The sequence below is a fragment of the Paenibacillus turpanensis genome (assembly GCF_011421635.1).
Lineage (GTDB): Bacteria > Bacillota > Bacilli > Paenibacillales > YIM-B00363 > Paenibacillus_AK > Paenibacillus_AK turpanensis.
The window spans coordinates 52,487-71,140 of sequence record NZ_WTLI01000015.1; the positions used below are offsets into that span (position 1 = coordinate 52,487).

The 18,654-nt window shown below is 53.5% G+C and carries 16 protein-coding genes; all 16 read left to right on the plus strand.

Features of this window, described 5'->3' with window-relative positions; all coding sequences use genetic code 11:
* Positions 1-10 precede the first annotated feature (10 nt).
* On the plus strand, positions 11-1,882 hold the full coding sequence (nuoL, locus tag GQS10_RS14920; RefSeq protein ID WP_166243556.1) for an NADH-quinone oxidoreductase subunit L: 1,872 nt from the start codon (positions 11-13) through the stop codon (positions 1,880-1,882).
* Positions 1,883-3,514, plus strand: coding sequence for a complex I subunit 4 family protein (locus GQS10_RS14925; protein ID WP_166243558.1), 1,632 nt, complete (start codon positions 1,883-1,885; stop codon positions 3,512-3,514).
* Between the two features lie 3 nt (positions 3,515-3,517).
* Positions 3,518-5,035: an NADH-quinone oxidoreductase subunit N gene (locus GQS10_RS14930; RefSeq protein WP_166243560.1), complete on the plus strand. Its 1,518-nt coding sequence runs from the start codon at positions 3,518-3,520 to the stop codon at positions 5,033-5,035.
* Positions 5,036-5,241: 206 nt separating this feature from the next.
* Positions 5,242-8,004 (plus strand): S8 family serine peptidase, encoded by a 2,763-nt coding sequence (locus GQS10_RS14935; protein ID WP_243735191.1) that lies wholly within the window; start codon positions 5,242-5,244, stop codon positions 8,002-8,004.
* 19 nt (positions 8,005-8,023) lie between these two features.
* A complete protein-coding gene (locus GQS10_RS14940; protein ID WP_166243562.1) occupies positions 8,024-8,269 on the plus strand; it encodes a DUF1146 domain-containing protein in 246 nt (81 codons plus the stop codon).
* 142 nt (positions 8,270-8,411) lie between these two features.
* On the plus strand, positions 8,412-9,821 hold the full coding sequence (gene murA / locus GQS10_RS14945) for a UDP-N-acetylglucosamine 1-carboxyvinyltransferase (protein ID WP_166243564.1): 1,410 nt from the start codon (positions 8,412-8,414) through the stop codon (positions 9,819-9,821).
* A 128-nt stretch (positions 9,822-9,949) separates the two neighbouring features.
* The gene (spoIID, locus tag GQS10_RS14950) at positions 9,950-11,065 is read left to right on the plus strand and encodes a stage II sporulation protein D (protein ID WP_243735192.1); all 1,116 of its coding nucleotides are present in this window, start codon (positions 9,950-9,952) and stop codon (positions 11,063-11,065) included.
* An 86-nt stretch (positions 11,066-11,151) separates the two neighbouring features.
* Complete coding sequence (locus GQS10_RS14955; protein WP_166243565.1) at positions 11,152-11,892, plus strand: M23 family metallopeptidase; 741 nt, start codon at positions 11,152-11,154, stop codon at positions 11,890-11,892.
* Positions 11,893-12,218: 326 nt separating this feature from the next.
* A complete protein-coding gene (gene spoIIID / locus GQS10_RS14960) occupies positions 12,219-12,527 on the plus strand; it encodes a sporulation transcriptional regulator SpoIIID (RefSeq protein WP_166243567.1) in 309 nt (102 codons plus the stop codon).
* Positions 12,528-12,658: 131 nt separating this feature from the next.
* On the plus strand, positions 12,659-13,660 hold the full coding sequence (gene mreB / locus GQS10_RS14965) for a rod shape-determining protein (RefSeq protein ID WP_166243569.1): 1,002 nt from the start codon (positions 12,659-12,661) through the stop codon (positions 13,658-13,660).
* A 51-nt stretch (positions 13,661-13,711) separates the two neighbouring features.
* Positions 13,712-14,602: a flagellar hook-basal body protein gene (locus GQS10_RS14970; RefSeq protein WP_166243571.1), complete on the plus strand. Its 891-nt coding sequence runs from the start codon at positions 13,712-13,714 to the stop codon at positions 14,600-14,602.
* Between the two features lie 20 nt (positions 14,603-14,622).
* Positions 14,623-15,483: a flagellar hook-basal body protein gene (locus tag GQS10_RS14975; protein ID WP_166243573.1), complete on the plus strand. Its 861-nt coding sequence runs from the start codon at positions 14,623-14,625 to the stop codon at positions 15,481-15,483.
* Positions 15,484-15,488: 5 nt separating this feature from the next.
* A complete protein-coding gene (locus tag GQS10_RS14980; protein ID WP_166243575.1) occupies positions 15,489-15,704 on the plus strand; it encodes a DNA-directed RNA polymerase subunit beta in 216 nt (71 codons plus the stop codon).
* A 103-nt stretch (positions 15,705-15,807) separates the two neighbouring features.
* Positions 15,808-16,338, plus strand: a complete 531-nt coding sequence (locus GQS10_RS14985) for a CDP-alcohol phosphatidyltransferase family protein (protein ID WP_341805078.1) — start codon at positions 15,808-15,810, stop codon at positions 16,336-16,338.
* 121 nt (positions 16,339-16,459) lie between these two features.
* Entirely contained in the window at positions 16,460-16,912 is a 453-nt protein-coding gene (gene fabZ, locus GQS10_RS14990) for a 3-hydroxyacyl-ACP dehydratase FabZ (protein ID WP_166243579.1), read from the plus strand.
* 1 nt (position 16,913) lies between these two features.
* Positions 16,914-18,635, plus strand: a complete 1,722-nt coding sequence (locus GQS10_RS14995) for a phospho-sugar mutase (protein WP_166243581.1) — start codon at positions 16,914-16,916, stop codon at positions 18,633-18,635.
* Positions 18,636-18,654: the final 19 nt, after the last annotated feature.

Sequence of the window (18,654 nt, forward strand, 5' to 3'; positions counted from 1 at the left end):
GGGTTCGCATATGAGTTCCGTTTACTCCCAATACGCTTGGCTCGTTCCGATGTTTCCGCTGCTGGCGTATTTGATATTAACTGCCATGGGAAGGCAGCTTCGGCAGGCCGGAGCCTTCGTGGGAATCCTTGCATCGTTCGGCGCGTTCGTGCTGTCCGTGCTCATTTTCATGGAGCGCCTGGGCGGTGCACAGGACTACACGTGGAATGGCTGGAGATGGATTGAAATCGGCGAGTTCGCCGTCAACATGGGCTTTGAGATTAACAACCTCAACGCGCTCATGCTGGTGGTGGTGACGCTGGTCAGCTTCTTGGTCAACTTGTATTCAAAAGGATATATGGCCGAGGATGACCGCATGACCGTATTTTTCAGTTATATTGCGCTGTTCACGTTTTCGATGCTCGGTCTCGTTATTTCCGTGAATTTGTTTATGCTCTTTATCTTCTGGGAGCTTGTCGGTGTCTGCTCGTTCCTGCTTGTCGGCTTCTGGTATTTCAAGCCGGAGGCAAGAGCGGCGGCGAAAAAAGCGTTTATCGTTACGCGCATCGGCGATCTCGGACTGTTCATCGCGCTGCTCATGCTCTTCGTGTATATGCCGGGGCATGCTCTCGATTTCAGCTCGATTCACAACGCGTTTAGCGGCGGAGCCATCGGGGGCAGCATTGCTACGACGATTGCGCTGCTGATCTTTGTCGGCGCGATCGGCAAGTCGGGCCAGTTCCCGCTGCATACGTGGCTGCCGGACGCGATGGAAGGCCCGACGCCGATCTCCGCGCTGATCCACGCGGCGACGATGGTTGCGGCCGGCGTGTACTTGATCGCGCGGACGCACAGTGTGTTTGTCGCATCGGAAGACGCGCTGCGCGTGGTCGCGTATCTTGGCGCGTTTACGGCGATTTTCGCCGCGACGATTGCGATTGCGCAGAACGATATTAAGCGCATCCTGGCGTATTCGACTGTCAGCCAGCTGGGCTACATGGTGATGGCGCTGGGCCTTGGCACGGAAGCCGGTTATACCGGCGGTGTGTTCCATCTCGCAACGCATGCGTTCTTTAAGGCGCTGCTGTTCCTTGGAGCAGGCAGCGTAATCCATGCGGTGCATGAGCAGGATATCCGCAAGATGGGCGGCGTCGGCCGGCACATGAAGGTGACGGCGTGGACGTTCGCCATCGGGATGCTGGCGCTCTCCGGCATCGTGCCGCTGTCCGGCTTCTGGTCGAAGGATACGATCCTTTCGGCGGCGCTAGAGGTGAACCCGCTGCTGTTCTGGGTAGGCCTTATTACCGCGCTGTTTACCGCGTTCTACATGGCGCGTCTGTTCTTCCTCGTATTTACCGGCAAACCGCGCAGCGACATGCATCCGCATGAATCGCCTGCGGTAATGACGGTTCCGCTGCTTGTGCTGGCGGTACTTGCTGTGGTCGCGGGCTTTGCGTATACGCCGATGAACCCTTGGTTCGGCGAATGGCTGACCGGCGTGCATGGCGGCGAGAAGGTGCATTGGGACGTGATTCTGCTGTCTACCGCAGTGGGCTTAGGCGGTCTGGCGCTTGGTTACTTGCTTTACGGCCGCAAGTCCGGAGCCGACGAAGCGTTCGAGGGCGGGGCGCCGGGCTTGTACCGGGTGCTCAACCGCAAGTATTACATCGATGAGCTGTATCAAGCGGTAATCGTTGCGCCGCTGCGCGGACTAGGCGCCCTGCTGGAGCTGTTTGACCGCTATGTGGTGGACGGCGTTGTAAAGCTGGCATCCGGTCTCATGTTCGGCATCGGTCGTGCCGGTGCTCGCGTGCAGAACGGTCAGGTGCAAACCTACGGCCTGCTGATGCTGCTCGGGTTCCTTGTATTTGTCGTCGTGTTTGTGGGAAGGAGGCTGTTCTAAATGTTTGGAGATTTTCCGATCTTGACGGTGCTCACCTTCTCCCCGCTGCTTGGCATACTGGCGCTGGCGCTGATTCCGAAGGATAAAGGCCGTGCGCTGAAAATGGTGTTTCTCCTGGGCGCATCGCTGCCGCTCGTGCTGGCGGTGCTGCTGTATCAGGATTTTAATAAGACGTCCGGACTTTCGCAGTACGAGGAAAGCTACCGCTGGATTGAGATTGCGCTGAATAAGGAAGCGGGAGTCGTCAATCAGTTCTCCGAGTACGTGCTGCAGCTCGGATACACCCTGGGCATTGACGGCTTGTCGCTGCCGATGGTGTTTTTAACCGCGCTGGTCGGCCTGATGGCGGCCATTGCCTCTGTGCATATCAAGAAACGGTGGAAGGCGTATTATATTTGGTTTTTGCTGCTGCAAATCGGCATGCTGGGCGTGTTTATGGCTCGCGATCTGTTCCTGTTCTTCGTTTTCTTTGAAATTACGCTGATCCCGATGTTTTTCCTCATCGGCATTTGGGGCTACAACAACCGGGAGCGTGCGGCAAATAAATTTTTGATTTACAACGGGATCGGCTCTGCGGCGATGCTGCTGGCGTTCCTTATGCTGATCGTGACCGCAGGCTTTGTAATCGATGAAAAGCCGGGAGCGCCGACGATCAGCTATACGGCCAACTACGATGTAATCGCTAAGAATTTAACGGATCCGGAAGCGCTGGTTAATATCGGGCCGGAGCAATTCCCGAACAGTCCGTTCTACGCTTCACCAGAGCTGAAATGGGCGATGTTCATCCTGCTCGTGGTCGCCTTCGGCATTAAGCTGCCGATCTTCCCGTTCCACACGTGGATGCTGCGCGTACATACCGAGGCTCCGCCTTCGGTCGTCATGATCCATTCCGGGATCCTGCTGAAGATGGGGGCCTACGGCTTGATTCGGTACGGCGTGCTGCTATTTCCGGAGCAGGCCAAGGCTTGGGCAATGCTGCTGGCGATTCTCGGGGTGATTAACATTTTGTACGGCGCGGTGCTTGCTTTTGTGCAAAAGGAATTCCGCCTCGTGCTGGCCTACTCCAGTATCAGCCACATGGGCATTTGTTTGCTCGGGATTGCGGCGCTGAGTGAAATCGGACTGCAGGGCGCGGTGTTCCAAATGGTATCCCACGGGCTTATTTCCGCGCTGATGTTCCTGCTTGTCGGCAGCATCTACGAGCGTACGAACACGACCAGGCTGGATGAGCTGGGCGGATTGGCCAAAGCGGTACCATTCATGGCGGGGATTTTGCTCGTTGCGGGGATGGCTTCCCTTGGACTTCCGGGGCTGTCCGGCTTTATCAGCGAGTTCCTCGCCTTCTTGGGACTGTTTGAAGTCATGCCGATCATTACTGTGGTTGGTATGATCGGGATCGTTCTGGCGGCCGTCTATGTGCTTCGCGCGGTCATGGCGATAACATACGGGCCGATTGCGGAACACCACAAAGGCTTAAAGGATGCGCGATTCATCGAGACGATTCCGATGATCACGCTGGTTGCGTTTATTTTATTGATCGGGATTTATCCGGCGGTGCTGAGCGAACCGATCCGGCAGACGATCCTGACGCTTGTCGATACGATTCAAAGCTCAGGAAAGGTAGGGGGATAACGTATGGATTCGATGCAAAGGCTGAGCGCCTCCGATCTCGTTTATCTGCTTCCTGAGCTCGTTCTTGTCGGAGCAGCGGTCCTGCTGACGCTGCTGGACCTGTTCCTGCCGAAATCGGCCGGTCGGCACACGATTGGTGTGCTGGCGCTGGTCAGCTTGCTGGTGTCGGGCTTCTTCGCCTTCCAGCAGCTTGGCATGGAAAATCCGGTCTCGCTGTTGTCGGGAAGCTTCCGGGTGGATGATTTTTCTGCGCTATTTAAGCTAATCCTGCTTGGCTCTACAGCGTTCATTGTGCTGCTGGGCTTGGGGCAGGAGGAAAAGCAGGGCATTGTGCATCGCGGGGAATTTTATTATCTGCTGCTGCCGGCCGTCCTAGGCGGGATGGTGATGGCATCGTCGGCGGATATGATCACAATGTTCGTCGGCCTGGAAACACTCAGCATTTCTTCTTATGTGCTAGTCGCCCTAGCGAAGCAGAAAACCGTTTCTAACGAGGGAGCGTACAAGTATGTTGTAATGGGCGGGATTTCGACCGCGTTCATCCTATACGGCATGTCATTCCTCTACGGGCTGTCCGGTTCGACCCATCTGGGGCAAATCAATGCGGCGTTAGCGCAGCATGGCGGCTCGTATGAGTTGCTTATCTACGTGAGCTTTTTCCTGCTGCTGACGGGCTTTGGCTTTAAAATCGCGGCAGCGCCGTTCCATGCGTGGGCGCCGGATGTGTACCAGGGGGCACCGACACCGGTGGCTGCATTCCTTGCGGTCGTATCCAAAGGAGCCGCTATCGCGCTGATGTTCCGCTTCCTGTTTAATGTGTACTATGGAATTGTCGATCCGAATGTGAGTGCGCTGGAGAACGACTTCTTCTTGGCGATTGGCGTGCTTGCCGCCGCAGCGATGATTATCGGTAACGCGATGGCGCTCAAGCAAACGAACGCAAAGCGGCTGCTCGCCTTATCAGGCGTAGCGAATGCCGGTTATTTGCTAGTGCCGATTGCCGCGCATTTTAACACGATTCATTTCTCCAATGCGGCGGAAATGATGTATTATCTCATCGCTTACGCGCTTATGAATATCGGCGCCTTCGCCCTGCTCATGATCGTCAGCTCATCGGCGGGTCATGAGGAGCTGCGCGGCTTCGCCGGATTGTATCACCGTGCGCCTTGGACGGCCATTGCGGGAGTATTGATCGTCATTTCGCTGGCGGGCCTTCCGATTTCCGGCGGATTCTTCGGGAAGCTGTTTATTATGTTCGGCACGATGCAGGTGCAAAAATATTGGCTTGCCGCCATTATGATCGTCACGAGCGTAGCTTCCTTCTACTATTACTTTGGGCTGATTCGCCAAATGTTCATGCGGCCGGGGGATGATGCGCAGGAGGTGCGTGTACCTTGGAACCTTGGCGCCGTGCTTTGGATCATGGCCCTCGGGGGGCTGCTGCTAGGCTTATTCCCGCAGTGGGTGCTTACAGCACTGAATGACTTGATCGCTTTAAGCGTTGATTTATTTGAGAGATAAGTCACGAGTTGGATTTTTCTTTTTGACTTCGGCTCCATGCTCCGGCATGGGGCCTTTTTTTATGCAGTCGATCGACGGGCATCCCATCATTTACAAGGACAAGCCCACACATAATTTAAAATTTGAAAGAGGAAATAAAGGCGGTCTGGAGAATATAAATATTTTCGGAAGAACGTGAGAATGGGGAAACAGGAGAAATTTTCGCGATGCAAAAGCTTTTAATATATGTCTGTTTATTTGCGCTGTTGTCGGTCATCGCTGTACCCGCGGCCAACGGAGCGGAGCCGCACGCGCAGCGCGGGCGGGCGAACCTCCCGGATACGTGGATTGTGAAGTGGAAAGAGAGTGTGCCTGAGCGTTTTCGTGCAGAAAGCGAAATTGTTCGCAGCTATGAAGACAGATTAATTACGGTTGTAAAACCCAAGAAGGGAAGAGACCCGGCGGCTTGGGCGGCTTATTGGGGGCAATCCCGCGAGACGGTCTATATGCAGCCGAACCAAGAGGTTCGGATTCAAGCTGGAGTGAAGCCTAACGATACGTATTACAGCAAGCAGTACCATTTGCAGCAGATTCGGGCAGAGGAGGCGTGGTCGGAGGCGACGGAAAACCCCCAATTGATTATCGCTGTCGTGGACACGGGCGTCGATCTGGATCATCCCGATCTTACGCCGAATCTTGTCAAGGGCTACAACCTCATTGATCCGTCCGAACCGCCGGAGGATGATAACGGTCATGGAACGAACGTGGCCGGGGTGATTGGAGCGGTAGGCAATAATCGTCTTGGGGTCACCGGCTTGCTGTGGCGCACAAAAATTATGCCGATCAAGGCGGTCGAGGCGAATGGCCGGGGGGAAGAGGATAAGCTAGGAGAAGGGATTCGTTATGCCGTTGACCACGGCGCCAAAATTGTGGTGCTTTCTCTTGGGCTCAACCGTTATACCCCATATTTGAAAGAAATTGCGGATTATGCGGAGAAGAAAGGCGTCCTGCTCGTTGCCGCTTCCGGCAATGAGGGGACGGATGTGAAATACCCGGCGGCGTATCCGACCGTTGTGGCTGTAGGCGGCGTAGGGCTGGACAACACCGCGGATTACCGTTCGAACCGGGGACCGGAGCTGGATATCGTCGCACCTTGGTTTGTGTACACGACCGCGAAAGACGGCGGGTACGAATATAATGAAGGAACGTCGATGGCAGCGCCGCAGGTAGCCGGTGTGGCCGGATTGATATGGAACAAGTATCCGTATATGAAGCCAGTAGAAATTCGCAGCCTGCTGCGCCAAACGGCGGAGGATCTCACTTCGTCCGGCTGGGACGCGGCCACAGGCTATGGCCTGCTGCGGGCCGACTTAGCGCTGAAGGAGCAGCTGATGGCCGATCCGTTCGAGCCGAATGATACGAAGCTGACCGCGAAGCCGCTGCCGATTACGAATGCGATCAGTGCGCAGTTTGCGGATTCGTCAGATGTGGACTGGTTTTACTTTGATGCACCATATGACGGATATATCCAGCTGCAGTATCAGCCGGCGATTGCCGAATCGGTGGAGCTGACCTTCGAAGGTGCGGGCACGCCAACCGCTTACGAGCTAAAGTCCGGCGGGGTCGGGAAGTTTCCGGTGCGCAAGGGGCGTACGCAGCTGCGGCTGCGGTTGATGAATCCGACTGTAAAAGCTGCGGTTCCATACACGCTGACCAGCTCCTTTGAGATGGGGGCCGATCCGTTTGAAAACAATGATAAAAAGTATCAGGCATTTACGCTCCCGGGGCGCAGCGGAGTGTATACCGGATCGTTTCACAAAGTGTCGGATGTTGATTGGTTTGCGATCGATTTTGAAGAGACCGGCTCGCTGCAGGTAAGAGTGTCAACGAACACACCGCGGATTGATCCGGAGATTTTGATAGAACCGCAGAAAGCGGAAAAGGAATTGCTTGTCGATCAGTACGGAGAGGGCATCGAGGAGAGTACGCCGATGATTGATGTAACGCCGGGCAGGTATTACATCCGCTTACGAAACGTCGTATCGGCGATGCCGTACCCGGTCGTGGGTGAATACGATCTGGCAATTGAGTTTACGCCGCGGTTCTTTGATCCGAACGAGCCGAACAATCGGGCGTATCAGGCTGTGGCGGTAAGCGACGGAACGCAATACGAGGGTGTATTCCACAATGCACAGGATGAGGATTGGTTTTCGTTCCGCGTTCCGCAGTCGATGGTGACGGATATCCGGTTGGATGGAGTGCCTTATGAGGCCACGGTCGGAATGGAGCTGATCAATGCCAGCTTGAAACCGGTCGGTCATTATGTAGCGGCCGGAACCAGCGGAGGCTCGGTGCGGGTTCGCAGTCAGCTTGAACCGGGAACCTACTATATTCAGCTGAAGTCCGACCGAACGTTCCATCATCAGAAATATACGCTGAAGGTAGAGAGCTACCCGCTGCTGAGCGGATTTATGGACATCGGCGGTCACTGGGCAGCGCCGCAAATTCAAGAATTGACGCAAAAAAGCGTGATAAACGGCAAAGAGGCTTATTTATTCCTTCCGCAATCGAAGGTGACCCGGGCGGAAGCCGCCGCCATGATCGTAAGGGCATTTAAATTTACCAAGAGATCTTCGGAATCGTTTCATGATGTAGGAGGAGATCATTGGGCGTACGAGGTCATTCAGAAGGCGCTGCAGGCCGGGGTCGTCAGCGGTTATCCTGACGGGACGTTCCTCCCCGATCAGCCCATTACGCGGGTGGAAATGACGGTGATGCTGGCGAATGCCCTCAATATCCGGGGGAAAATTCGCGGTCCGAACCCGTTTGCCGATGTGACGGAGGAATGGGCGATTCCGATCATCAAGCAAATGAATGCCGAAGGCTGGATTACCGGTTATGGAGACGGGTTATTTTATCCGAAAAATCAAGCCACCCGTGCCGAATTCGCTGCATTGCTGTACCGGGTGATCAGCGGGAATAATCGATAAAGGGGGCGGCTTGTAAACGATGGATGATTTATCGCAATCGTTTTTAGGGTATTCGGGTATTGTCTATATTGTTTTGAATCTAATTTGTATCGCAGCTGCTTGGTGGGCGCTCCAAGCCGTCCGTGTAGATGTTTTGCTCTTCCGTCCCAACGGGGCCAGAGCCAAAGCGCTTCTCATCATGGTTTCGATTGTACTCGGTCACGGTCTGGCCGGATTTTTGATACAATATATGGGTTGGACCTCTCTTTTAAAATGGATGTTTTAGATTCGCAGCAGAGAATAACATCGGTGGATGTTGTCAAAAATGAGTAGTACAACCACATCAAACCGGCAGTACGCTACAATCCTTTGTTAACCCATCAGAACAGATTTACATCTAATAACTGAAGCGCGGAGGGACCGAAGGAATGAGCAAAATCATCGTCCGCGGCGGTAAACGTCTAACGGGTAATGTAAAAGTAAGCGGCGCAAAGAACGCCGTTCTTCCGATTATTGCAGCGTCGATTTTAGGCTCGGAAGGGGAAAGCGTGATTTTAGAAGCGCCAGCCCTTGATGATGTAATGACTATCAGCAGTGTGTTGGAAGCAATGGGAATTAAGATACGTTACGATAATGAAACCATTACAGTAAACGCAGAGCACATTGAACGTTTTGAGGCGCCGTATGAGCTTGTACGCAAAATGCGCGCATCCTTCCTTGTCATGGGGCCGATGCTTGCGCGGGTAGGCCGGGCACGCATTTCCTTGCCTGGCGGCTGCGCCATTGGAACAAGACCGATTGACCAGCACCTAAAAGGCTTTGAAGCAATGGGGGCGGAAATCGGGCTGGGCCAAGGCTACATTGAGGCGAAGGTCGACGGACGGCTGCAGGGCGCAAAAATCTACTTAGATGTCGCGAGCGTTGGAGCGACGGAGAACATTATGATGGCGGCCACGATGGCTGAAGGGGTAACCTTTATCGAAAATGCCGCCAAAGAACCGGAAATCGTAGACCTGGCGAATTATTTGAATGCGATGGGGGCAAAGATTCGCGGCGCCGGCACCGGCGTGATTCGCATTGAAGGCGTCGATCAGCTGAAAGGCGTGACGCATACCGTTATTCCTGACCGCGTGGAGGCGGGCACGTATATGATTGCTGCCGCGATCACCGGCGGAGATGTGCTTGTCGAAGGCGCGATTTCCGACCACCTGACTCCGGTGATTTCCAAGCTGGAGGAGATGGGGGTTACGGTGCAGGAAGAGGAGCTGGGACTGCGTGTAATTGCCGATCGCAGCAAGCTTCGCTCGGTGGATGTGAAGACCCTTCCGTATCCGGGCTTTCCAACCGATATGCAGTCGCAAATGATGGCGCTGCTGCTTGTCAGTGAGGGGACGAGTCTCGTGACCGAGACGGTGTTTGAAAATCGGTTTATGCATGTGGAAGAATTCAAAAAGATGAATGCGCAGGTGAAGGTGGAAGGCCGTACCGCTGTAATCAGCGGCGGAGCCCAGCTTGTCGGCGCCAAGGTTTGCGCAACCGACTTGCGCGCAGGAGCTGCGCTCGTGCTGGCGGGTCTCGTTGCCGATGGCGAAACCGAAGTAACCGGCCTGCATCATTTGGACCGCGGCTATGTAGACATGGAGGCGAAGCTGGTGCAGCTTGGCGCCGATATTCGCAGAGTGACGACGGAGGAAACCGCGGCATCCGCAGATTTGGCTGCAGCGGAGCCTGATGCTGTACCTGTTAAGGCAAAACAGAACAAGCGTAACACAAGGGAAAAACGGGAAGGCAGCAGCGATGCGTTTAGCGTCAATGCGGTGCAGCCGACCTTAGCATAAGCAGCACCACAGCAGGGAGACGGCCCAAGAGGCGTCTCTCTTTTTGTTTGCTCGTTCTACTCGGTAGAGGGTTCTCATAGAATAATAGTGTTCCAAACGAGAATCGACGGAGTAAAGGAGCAGACAGCATGAAAATGAGGTTAAAGGTGCGGGCGAAGCCGCTGGCGGCGGTGGGGCTCGGAGCGCTTTTTTTGGCATCCTTTTTTATCCCCTTCATTCTAGCATCGCGTGAAGGAGACCGAGCGATAGGGGCCCAGACTCACGGCTTCGAATCGATAGAGGCTGCGGCGGAATGGTCATTTTTAAACCAAGGGCCGGTCATTCCGGTATATCGTACCCGTTCCCATATGGTAGAAAACGTCCCTCTGGAAGCGTACGTCCGCGGCGTGCTAGCAGCGGAAATGCCGGCCGAATTTGAGATGGAGGCGCTGAAGGCACAGGCCATCGCAGCACGGACGTTTATTGTGAAGCGAATTGGCGAACGGAATAAGGGGACGCTGCCCGTACAAGGGCTGGGACCGCAGGCTAACGAAGCGGAGAAGAAGGCTGCGGATTCGGCGGGAGAGCAAGCGGCTGTGGAAGCCTGGGTCAATGATACGATCGAGCATCAGGTGTATCTTTCTGTAGAGGAAATGAAGCAGCGCTGGAGAGGCGGGGAGTTTTCGCAGTATCTGACCAAGCTTACCCGTGCCGTGAAAGAGACAGAGGGCAAGGTCATCACCTACGGCGGTCAACCGATTCAAGCTTCCTTTTTCTCCACGAGTAATGGGTTTACGGAAAATTCGGAGGAATACTGGAGCAATGCCTTTCCGTATTTGCGCAGTGTGGCAAGTCCTTGGGACAGCGAGGTATCTCCGAAATTTTCGGCGGTTACCATCTTTACGGTCGATGAGTTTACGGAGAAGCTCGGGTTAGGGGCAAGCGCGAAGGCTTCGTTTATCAAGAGCGGGGTGAAGGTGGAGGCTTACTCTACCGGCAAGCAAATCGCTAAGCTGAAAATCGGCGGCCAAACCTTTACAGGAAGAGAGCTGCGGGAGAAGCTGGAGCTTCCTTCGGCAACCTTTACGATTCGGCGCAGCGGGCAAGAGGTGCGGATCGAAACGAAGGGCTACGGACACGGAGTCGGTTTAAGCCAATACGGCGCGAACGGGATGGCGCTGGAAGGCAAAACGGCGGAAGAGATCATTTCCTACTATTATAAAGGGGTTACGGTTGAAAACGCAGCAGCCTATCTACCAAAATAAAACCGTGTGAAAGTCTTAAAAAATTGTTTTCAGCCTCAGTATAAAAGTGCGCAATCTGGCAACAATGGCTACTGAGGTGATAGAATATGAATCAAGAAAATCAAAAGAATCAAACGCAGGACAACGCTCCAAAATCTATCGATGGAGCAGCTTCTGCCGACACTTCCACTTGGAAGAGAGCGTCCGGTAAAAAGTGGGTATTCCCAGCGGTTTACATGGCGGCAGCGGCAATTATTCTAGCATTGATGTGGGTATACCAGGATGCCGGAACAAACACGAATTCCGAAACGAAGCCGGGATTGGAAGTTTCCTCGAAGACCAACAACCCAGCTGATACGACCGGTATGCCAGCAGTGCCCGTAAATGCGAACAAGTCGGAAGCTATGCAGTGGCCAGTAGCGAAAGAAGCAAATGCTCAAATGAGCATGCCTTTCTTTGACAGCAACGCATCCAACGATGTGAAGCAGGCGGCAATCGTTGAGTACGGCGATTCCTTTACGCCTCACATGGGCGTGGACTTCTCCCGTGAGGACGGTCAAGCTTTTGAGGTTGCTGCAGCTATGAGCGGTAAAGTTGTTCGTTCCGAGCAGGTGCCGCTGGTAGGCCATGTCGTTGAAATTGAGCATGAAGGCGGATTGAAGACGGTTTACCACAGCTTGGCGGAAGTGAAGGTTAAGAAAGACGACCAAGTGGCGCAAGGCGATATCATCGCAACTGCAGGCCGCAACGAGCTGGAAAAGGGCGAAGGCACACATCTTCACTTTGAAGTGCTGCTCGACAACCAGCCGGTAAATCCAGAAACATACTTAATGGAAAATCAACAATAACATAATCACGACAGAGCCCGGGCGATCGTCCGGGTTCTTTTTTTATCGCTACGCTCTGTTGATCGGCGTAAATGCAGCACAAGAAACACGAAAGGAATGAGATTTTTCTATATAGTGCAAGGCGGATTCGGTTTTCCCGGGAAATAACTTGGCTGCCCATTTTTGTCCGCTCTTTGGACATTATTTCGTGCCGCTTGGGCGATCCTAGATGGACAAATAATCAAAAAATGTAGCTAAGCTAAGCTTGTCATGCTTGGAAACAAAGAATATAACAGTTTGCCCCTCATATAATGTACCAAACTATCTCGATTAGGGAGGCGAGGGGCGTGCACGATTACATCAAAGAACGAACCATTAAAATTGGTCGCAGTCTTGTGGAGACCAAAAACACGGTTCGTATGATTGCCAAAGAATTCGGTGTTTCGAAAAGTACGGTGCATAAGGATTTAACGGAACGTTTGCCGGAAATTAACCCGGAGCTGGCCAATCAGGTGAAAACGATTTTGGAATACCATAAATCGATTCGTCATCTGCGCGGCGGGGAAGCAACGAAGGTGAAGTACAAAAAAACGCGCGGCCGTTCGTCTCAGGCAGCAGCACAGCAGCAGACGGCAATGGTGTCTTCTAAAAATTAGAAGCACACTCCTCCTAAATTTTTGTGACGTCCTAAAGGATTTTCCCCCTCCACGTCGAAATAATAGTTAACTTATATATTGCGCGTCGATAACCCTTTAGGGTTGATGAAATTTAGGAGGAACTGTCCGATATGTTCAGCAAGGATATAGGCATCGATTTGGGAACGGCAAACGTATTGATTCATGTGAAAGGCCGCGGTGTCGTTCTCGATGAGCCTTCAGTAGTCGCAATTGAAAGCGATACGAAACGAGTTTTGGCCGTCGGTGAGGAAGCACGCCGAATGGTAGGCCGTACGCCGGGCAATATTGTGGCGATTCGTCCCCTGCGGGACGGAGTTATTGCCGACTTTGAAATTACGGAAATGATGCTCAAGCACTTTATTAACGTAGTCGGAGGCAAGAAGTGGTACAGCCATCCGAGAATTTTGATTTGCGCACCGACGAATATAACGTCCGTTGAACAGAAAGCGATTCGCGAGGCTGCAGAACGCAGCGGGGCGCGCGATGTGTACTTAGAAGAGGAGCCGAAGGCTGCTGCGATCGGCGCAGGAATGGATATTTACCAGCCTAGCGGGAACATGGTAGTCGATATTGGCGGCGGCACGACGGATGTGGCGGTACTGTCCATGGGGGACATCGTTACCGCCTCCTCTATTAAAGTTGCTGGGGACAAGTTCGACGCGGCGATTATGAAATATATTAAGAACAAGTACAAGCTATTAATCGGGGAACGCACGTCGGAAGATATTAAGGTAAAGATCGGTACAGTTCTTTCCAATTCTCGGAATGAAGTGATCGACATCCGCGGCCGCGATATGGTCAGCGGTCTTCCGCTGACAATCAGCATCAGCTCGGAGGAGGTTCGCGAGGCGCTTTGGGAGCCGGTTTCGTCGATCGTGGCGGCTGCCAAGACGGTGCTGGAGCGGACGCCTCCGGAGCTGTCGGCGGATATTATTGATCGCGGAGTCATCTTGACCGGCGGCGGAGCGATGCTGCACGGCCTTGATCAGCTCATGGCGGAGGAATTGAAGGTTCCTGTGCTCATTGCTGAGGACCCGATGCATTGCGTTGTAAAAGGCACTGGCATTATGCTGGACAACCTTGACAAGGTGACCAAGCGAAACTTTGGTTAATGATCGGAGTAGTAATATAGAAGGGTTATCTTTTGAAAGAGGTGAATTCCTTTGTTAAGAGGATTGGGAACTGCGGCGGCTGGCATGATTTCGCAACAGCGCAAGCATGATACGATCACGAATAATATTGCGAACATTAACACGCCCGGTTACAAACAAGGGAATAGCGTAAACCGCTCCTTCCCGGAAATGCTGATCGCATTGTCCGGCGGCGGGAACGGTACGAACAACGATGTAAAGCAAATCGGCCGGCTGAATACCGGTGTGTTTGCCGAGGAAGAGCCGTTTACTTTCGTCCAAGGCGAGCTTTACGAAACCAAAAACCCGAGCGATTTTGCGATTGCTTCGTTTATCGAGGTTCCTGGCGTTCAGTTTGATGCTTCCGGCAAAGCAGTGCAGGAGGACGGAACAAAGATCTTCCGGCCGCAGGCATTTTTCACTGTAGCAGATGCGAATAACGAGCTTCGGTTTACCCGTAACGGCAAGTTTACGGTTGACTCGGCTGGACAGCTGGTTACCGGCGATGGACTGCGTGTCGTAGACCAGAATATGCAGCCGATCGTGATTCAGGGACGTTCGATCAGCGAAGTAAAGGCCAATGAACGCGGGCAGTTGTTCAGCGCTTTTACAGGGGAGCCGATCCTCAATGCGGCTGGACAAGCTGTACAGCTTCGCATTTCCGTGCTGGACAACCCGAACGATCTCATCCGGGAAGGCAACGGAAATTTCCGTTTGGCTAATGCGGACGATATCCCGGAGGAACTGGGAGCGAATGACCGGGTACAGGTAAGCCAAGGCTTTATTGAACGTTCCAATGTGGATGCAAATCAGTCGATGGTCGATATGATGGCTGCTCTACGGGCTTATGAAGCCAACCAAAAGGTCGTGCAGTTTTACGACCGCAGCCTAGAAAAGCTTGTGAATGAGGTTGGTCGAGTATAACCGCAGAGAGGTAGGAAACGATGAATCATTCATTAATCACGTCCAAGGTATCGATGAACGCTCTCCAGCAAAAGCTGGATATGATCGCAAATAACATCTCGAACGTAAATACGAACGGATTTAAGCGCCGCGAAGCGACGTTTCAGGACGTGTTGACGAATGTGAAGGCGCAGCCGGAAGGCTTTATGCAGCCGGGCCGCTTGACGCCGAGAGGCTTGACGGTTGGCTGGGGCGCCAAGCTGAGCCAGACGCAGGTCGATCTGTCGCAAGGGTCGATTAAGCCGACCGACAGACCGCTTGATGTTGCCATTGAAGGAGACGGGCTGTTTGAGGTTGTGACCGACCAAGTTGGAACGGACGGCCAACCGGTTATCGCTTATACGCGTGACGGCAACTTCCAATTCACAGGCATTCCGGGCGATAACCAGAGAATGTTCCTGACGACGAGCCAAGGCTATTTGGTTCGCGGCGAGAATGACCAGCCGATTGCCGTACCTAACGGCTACCAGGTGGAAATTAACGAGACCGGCCGTATTATGGCTCGTGACCCGTTAAATCCGAATGCGCCATCGCAAAAGCTGGGCCAGCTAAAGTTGGTGCGGGCGGTGCGTCCACAGCTGATGATCAGCAACGGCAACAACATTTACACGATTCCGGATAACGTGAATCGTCAAGACGTGGTTGCGAACTATAACGCGAATGCCCCAGAAGCCGATCAGTACAAGATTTCCGTCCGCCAATACCATTTGGAAGAATCCAATGTAAATTTGGCGGATGAAATGACGGAGCTGATGCAGGTACAGCGGGCTTATCAATTGAATGCAAGAGCCATTACGTCGAGTGATACGATGATGGGTCTGGTTAACAATTTGCGAGGATAATTTCAATGACGAATGAAGCTAAACCGGTCCGCCGCGTGAAGCCCCGCGGGCTTAGGATCACCCTCCGCATCCTGCGTGTGCTGGCCGTCCCGCTTTTATGCTTGATCTGCTTCATCGTAGGCCTGTCGATCGGCTTTGTGACGATCGGCGGAGGAGAGGCTGGCGACGTTTTCCGCTGGGGAACGTGGAAGCACCTGTATGATTTAGTTTTTGCCCCCTAAAGGCCTTGGAAACTCCCGGTATAAACCGGGAGTTTTCTTTTTGGAGGGGTTAACGTTATAATAAATGGGTGAATATGACAACCAGGAGAGATGAACGTTGAATATGCCCAATCTGTTGACGTTCGGGCGTTTTGCACTCGTGCCGGTCTACTTGGCGGTGTTTCATTCCGCACATCCGTTGTGGGCACTCGGTGTGCTGCTGTTGGCGGGGCTTACGGATATCGCCGACGGCTGGATCGCTAGATCACGCGGCATAACGACGGCGCTCGGCGCCATGCTTGATCCGCTTGCAGACAAGTGCATGATGCTGGCCGTCATGCTATCGCTGCTGCTATCCGGGCAAATTCCGTGGAGCGCTGCAATCGTACTTGCCCTACGGGAAGTTTGCATGATTGCGGGATCGGCCTATTTTACAGTAAAAGGGTGGCGAACGGTTCCGGCGAATCAAATGGGAAAGCTGACAACCGTACTATTATACATAAGTATAGTTTTAATCTTTATCCAAGCCCCGTTTCGCAACGAATTTTTGTGGGGCACGATTTTCTTTTCTTTGTTTACATCGTGGAACTACATTGTGCAGTTCCGTCATTTAAATGATCTGCATGGAATGGAAAAAGAGCATATCGGCAAATAAGTTCATCGCGCGCCGAATATGCTCCTTTTATATCAACCTTCACGTCTGCAGAACCGCGAAGGATGTTCCTATTATCATGCTGAAGGCCAAATTTTATTCAAATTGAACTGGAGGACCGAATATGTTAAATGTTACCGAGATTCAGGACATTATCCCACACCGTCATCCCTTTTTATTAGTGGATCGGATTTTAGAGGTAGAAGAAGGCGTCAGGGCGGTCGGCATCAAAAATGTGACTGTAAATGAGCCTTTTTTTTCAGGTCATTTTCCGGGGTACCCGGTTATGCCGGGCGTTCTGATCGTGGAAGCATTGGCGCAGGTCGGCGCTCTGGCGATGCTGAAGGTGGAAGGGAATAAGGGCAAAATCGGATTGTTTGCCGGTATTGACGGCTTCCGTTTCCGCGGGCAGGTTGTTCCGGGGGATACTCTGCGTCTTGAAGTAGAAATTACCCGCCTGAAAGGGCCGGTGGGCAAAGGAAAGGGAACGGCATCCGTAGACGGGAAAGTGGTTGCGGAAGGAGAACTCATGTTTGCGCTAGTCGATCCGCAGGAAAAGAAGGCGGGGGAAGCATAAGATGAGCCAAAATTCGAACACTACCTATGTACATAAATACGAGGCTTGGTTACATGATCCGTCCATTGATGAGGCGACAAAGCAGGAATTGCGGGTCTTGGCGGGGCAGGACAAAGAAGTGGAAGACCGGTTTTACCGCGACCTTGAATTTGGTACCGGCGGCTTGCGCGGGGTGGTCGGCGCAGGCACGAACCGGATGAATATATATACGGTTGGCAAAGCGACACAAGGCTTGGCGGAGCACTTGCTGGCTAAAGGGCTGGAAAAGCAGCCGGCGGCTGTTATCGCTTATGACTCGCGGAACATGTCCCCGGAATTTGCGCTTGAGGCGGCGTTGGTGCTCGCGGGCAATGGAGTAAAAGCGTATGTGTTCACATCGCTGCGGCCGACGCCGGAGCTTTCCTATGCCGTTCGCAAGCTGGGCGCAAGTGCCGGTATTGTCGTTACGGCGAGCCATAACCCGCCGGAATACAACGGGTATAAGGTGTATGGCGCCGACGGCGGCCAGCTTGTACCGGGTGAAGCGGAGCAGGTAATCGGCCGGATTCAGTCGATTCCTAGCTTTGATGCGATCCGCAAAACGTCGAAGGAGCAGGCGGAAGCGGACGGGTTGTTAGTGTGGATCGGCGAAGAGATAGATCAGGCGTACCTGGATGAGGTAACGGCGGTGAGTCCGATTGGCAAGCTGCCGGCGGAATGGGCTGACCAGGTGAATGTGGTGTATACGCCGCTGCACGGGGCCGGCAATTTGCTGGTGCGCGGGGCGCTTTCGCGGCTTGGATTTACGAAGGTTTCGATTGTGGAGGAGCAGGAGCTGCCTGATCCTTCATTTTCAACAGTGGCTTCGCCTAACCCGGAGGAAAAAGAAGCCTTCACGCTGGCGATGAAGCTGGCGGATCGTGTGGGTGCGGATATTATTGTTGGAACGGACCCCGATTGTGACCGGATGGGTGCGGTTGTACGCGATGCGCAGGGCGCTTATGTTGTGCTGTCGGGGAATCAGAGCGGAGCGATCCTGATCGAGTACCTGTGCAGTCATTTGCAGCGGACCGGCACGATGCCGCTGAACCCGGTGGTGATTAAGACGATCGTGACCAGCGAGATGGGCGCAGCGATTGCCACTCATTACGGCGCAGAAGTGATGAACACGCTGACCGGCTTCAAATATATCGGGGAAAAAATGACCCAGTTCGAGCGCACGGGCTCGCACTCCTTCGTGTTCGGATACGAGGAGAGCTACGGCTATTTAGCAGGCACGTACGCACGCGATAAGGACGCGGTCATCGCCGCGATGCTGATTTGCGAAGCGGCGGCTTATTATAAGCAGCAGGGCAAGACGCTGTACGATGTGCTGCAGGAGCTTTACCAGCGCTTCGGTTATTACTTGGAGGCGCTGCAATCGCGCACGATGAAGGGCAAGGACGGTATGGAGCAAATCCAGTCCATTATGAACGATTGGAGACAAAATCCGCCGAAGGCGATCGCTGATATCGCTGTGGAGACGTTCCTGGATTATGCTGAAGGCATCGAGGGTCTGCCGAAAGAAAACGTGTTGAAGTTTATTCTTGCGGACGGGTCGTGGGTTTGTCTGCGCCCATCGGGCACAGAGCCGAAGATTAAGTTTTATTTTGGGGTACGCGGGGAGAGCGGGCCGGATGCGGATGCAGCGGTCAAGCGCCTGGTTCAAACGGTAATGGATCAAATCGACGGGAAATCGAAGTAGGGAGTTGTTCGGATTGCTT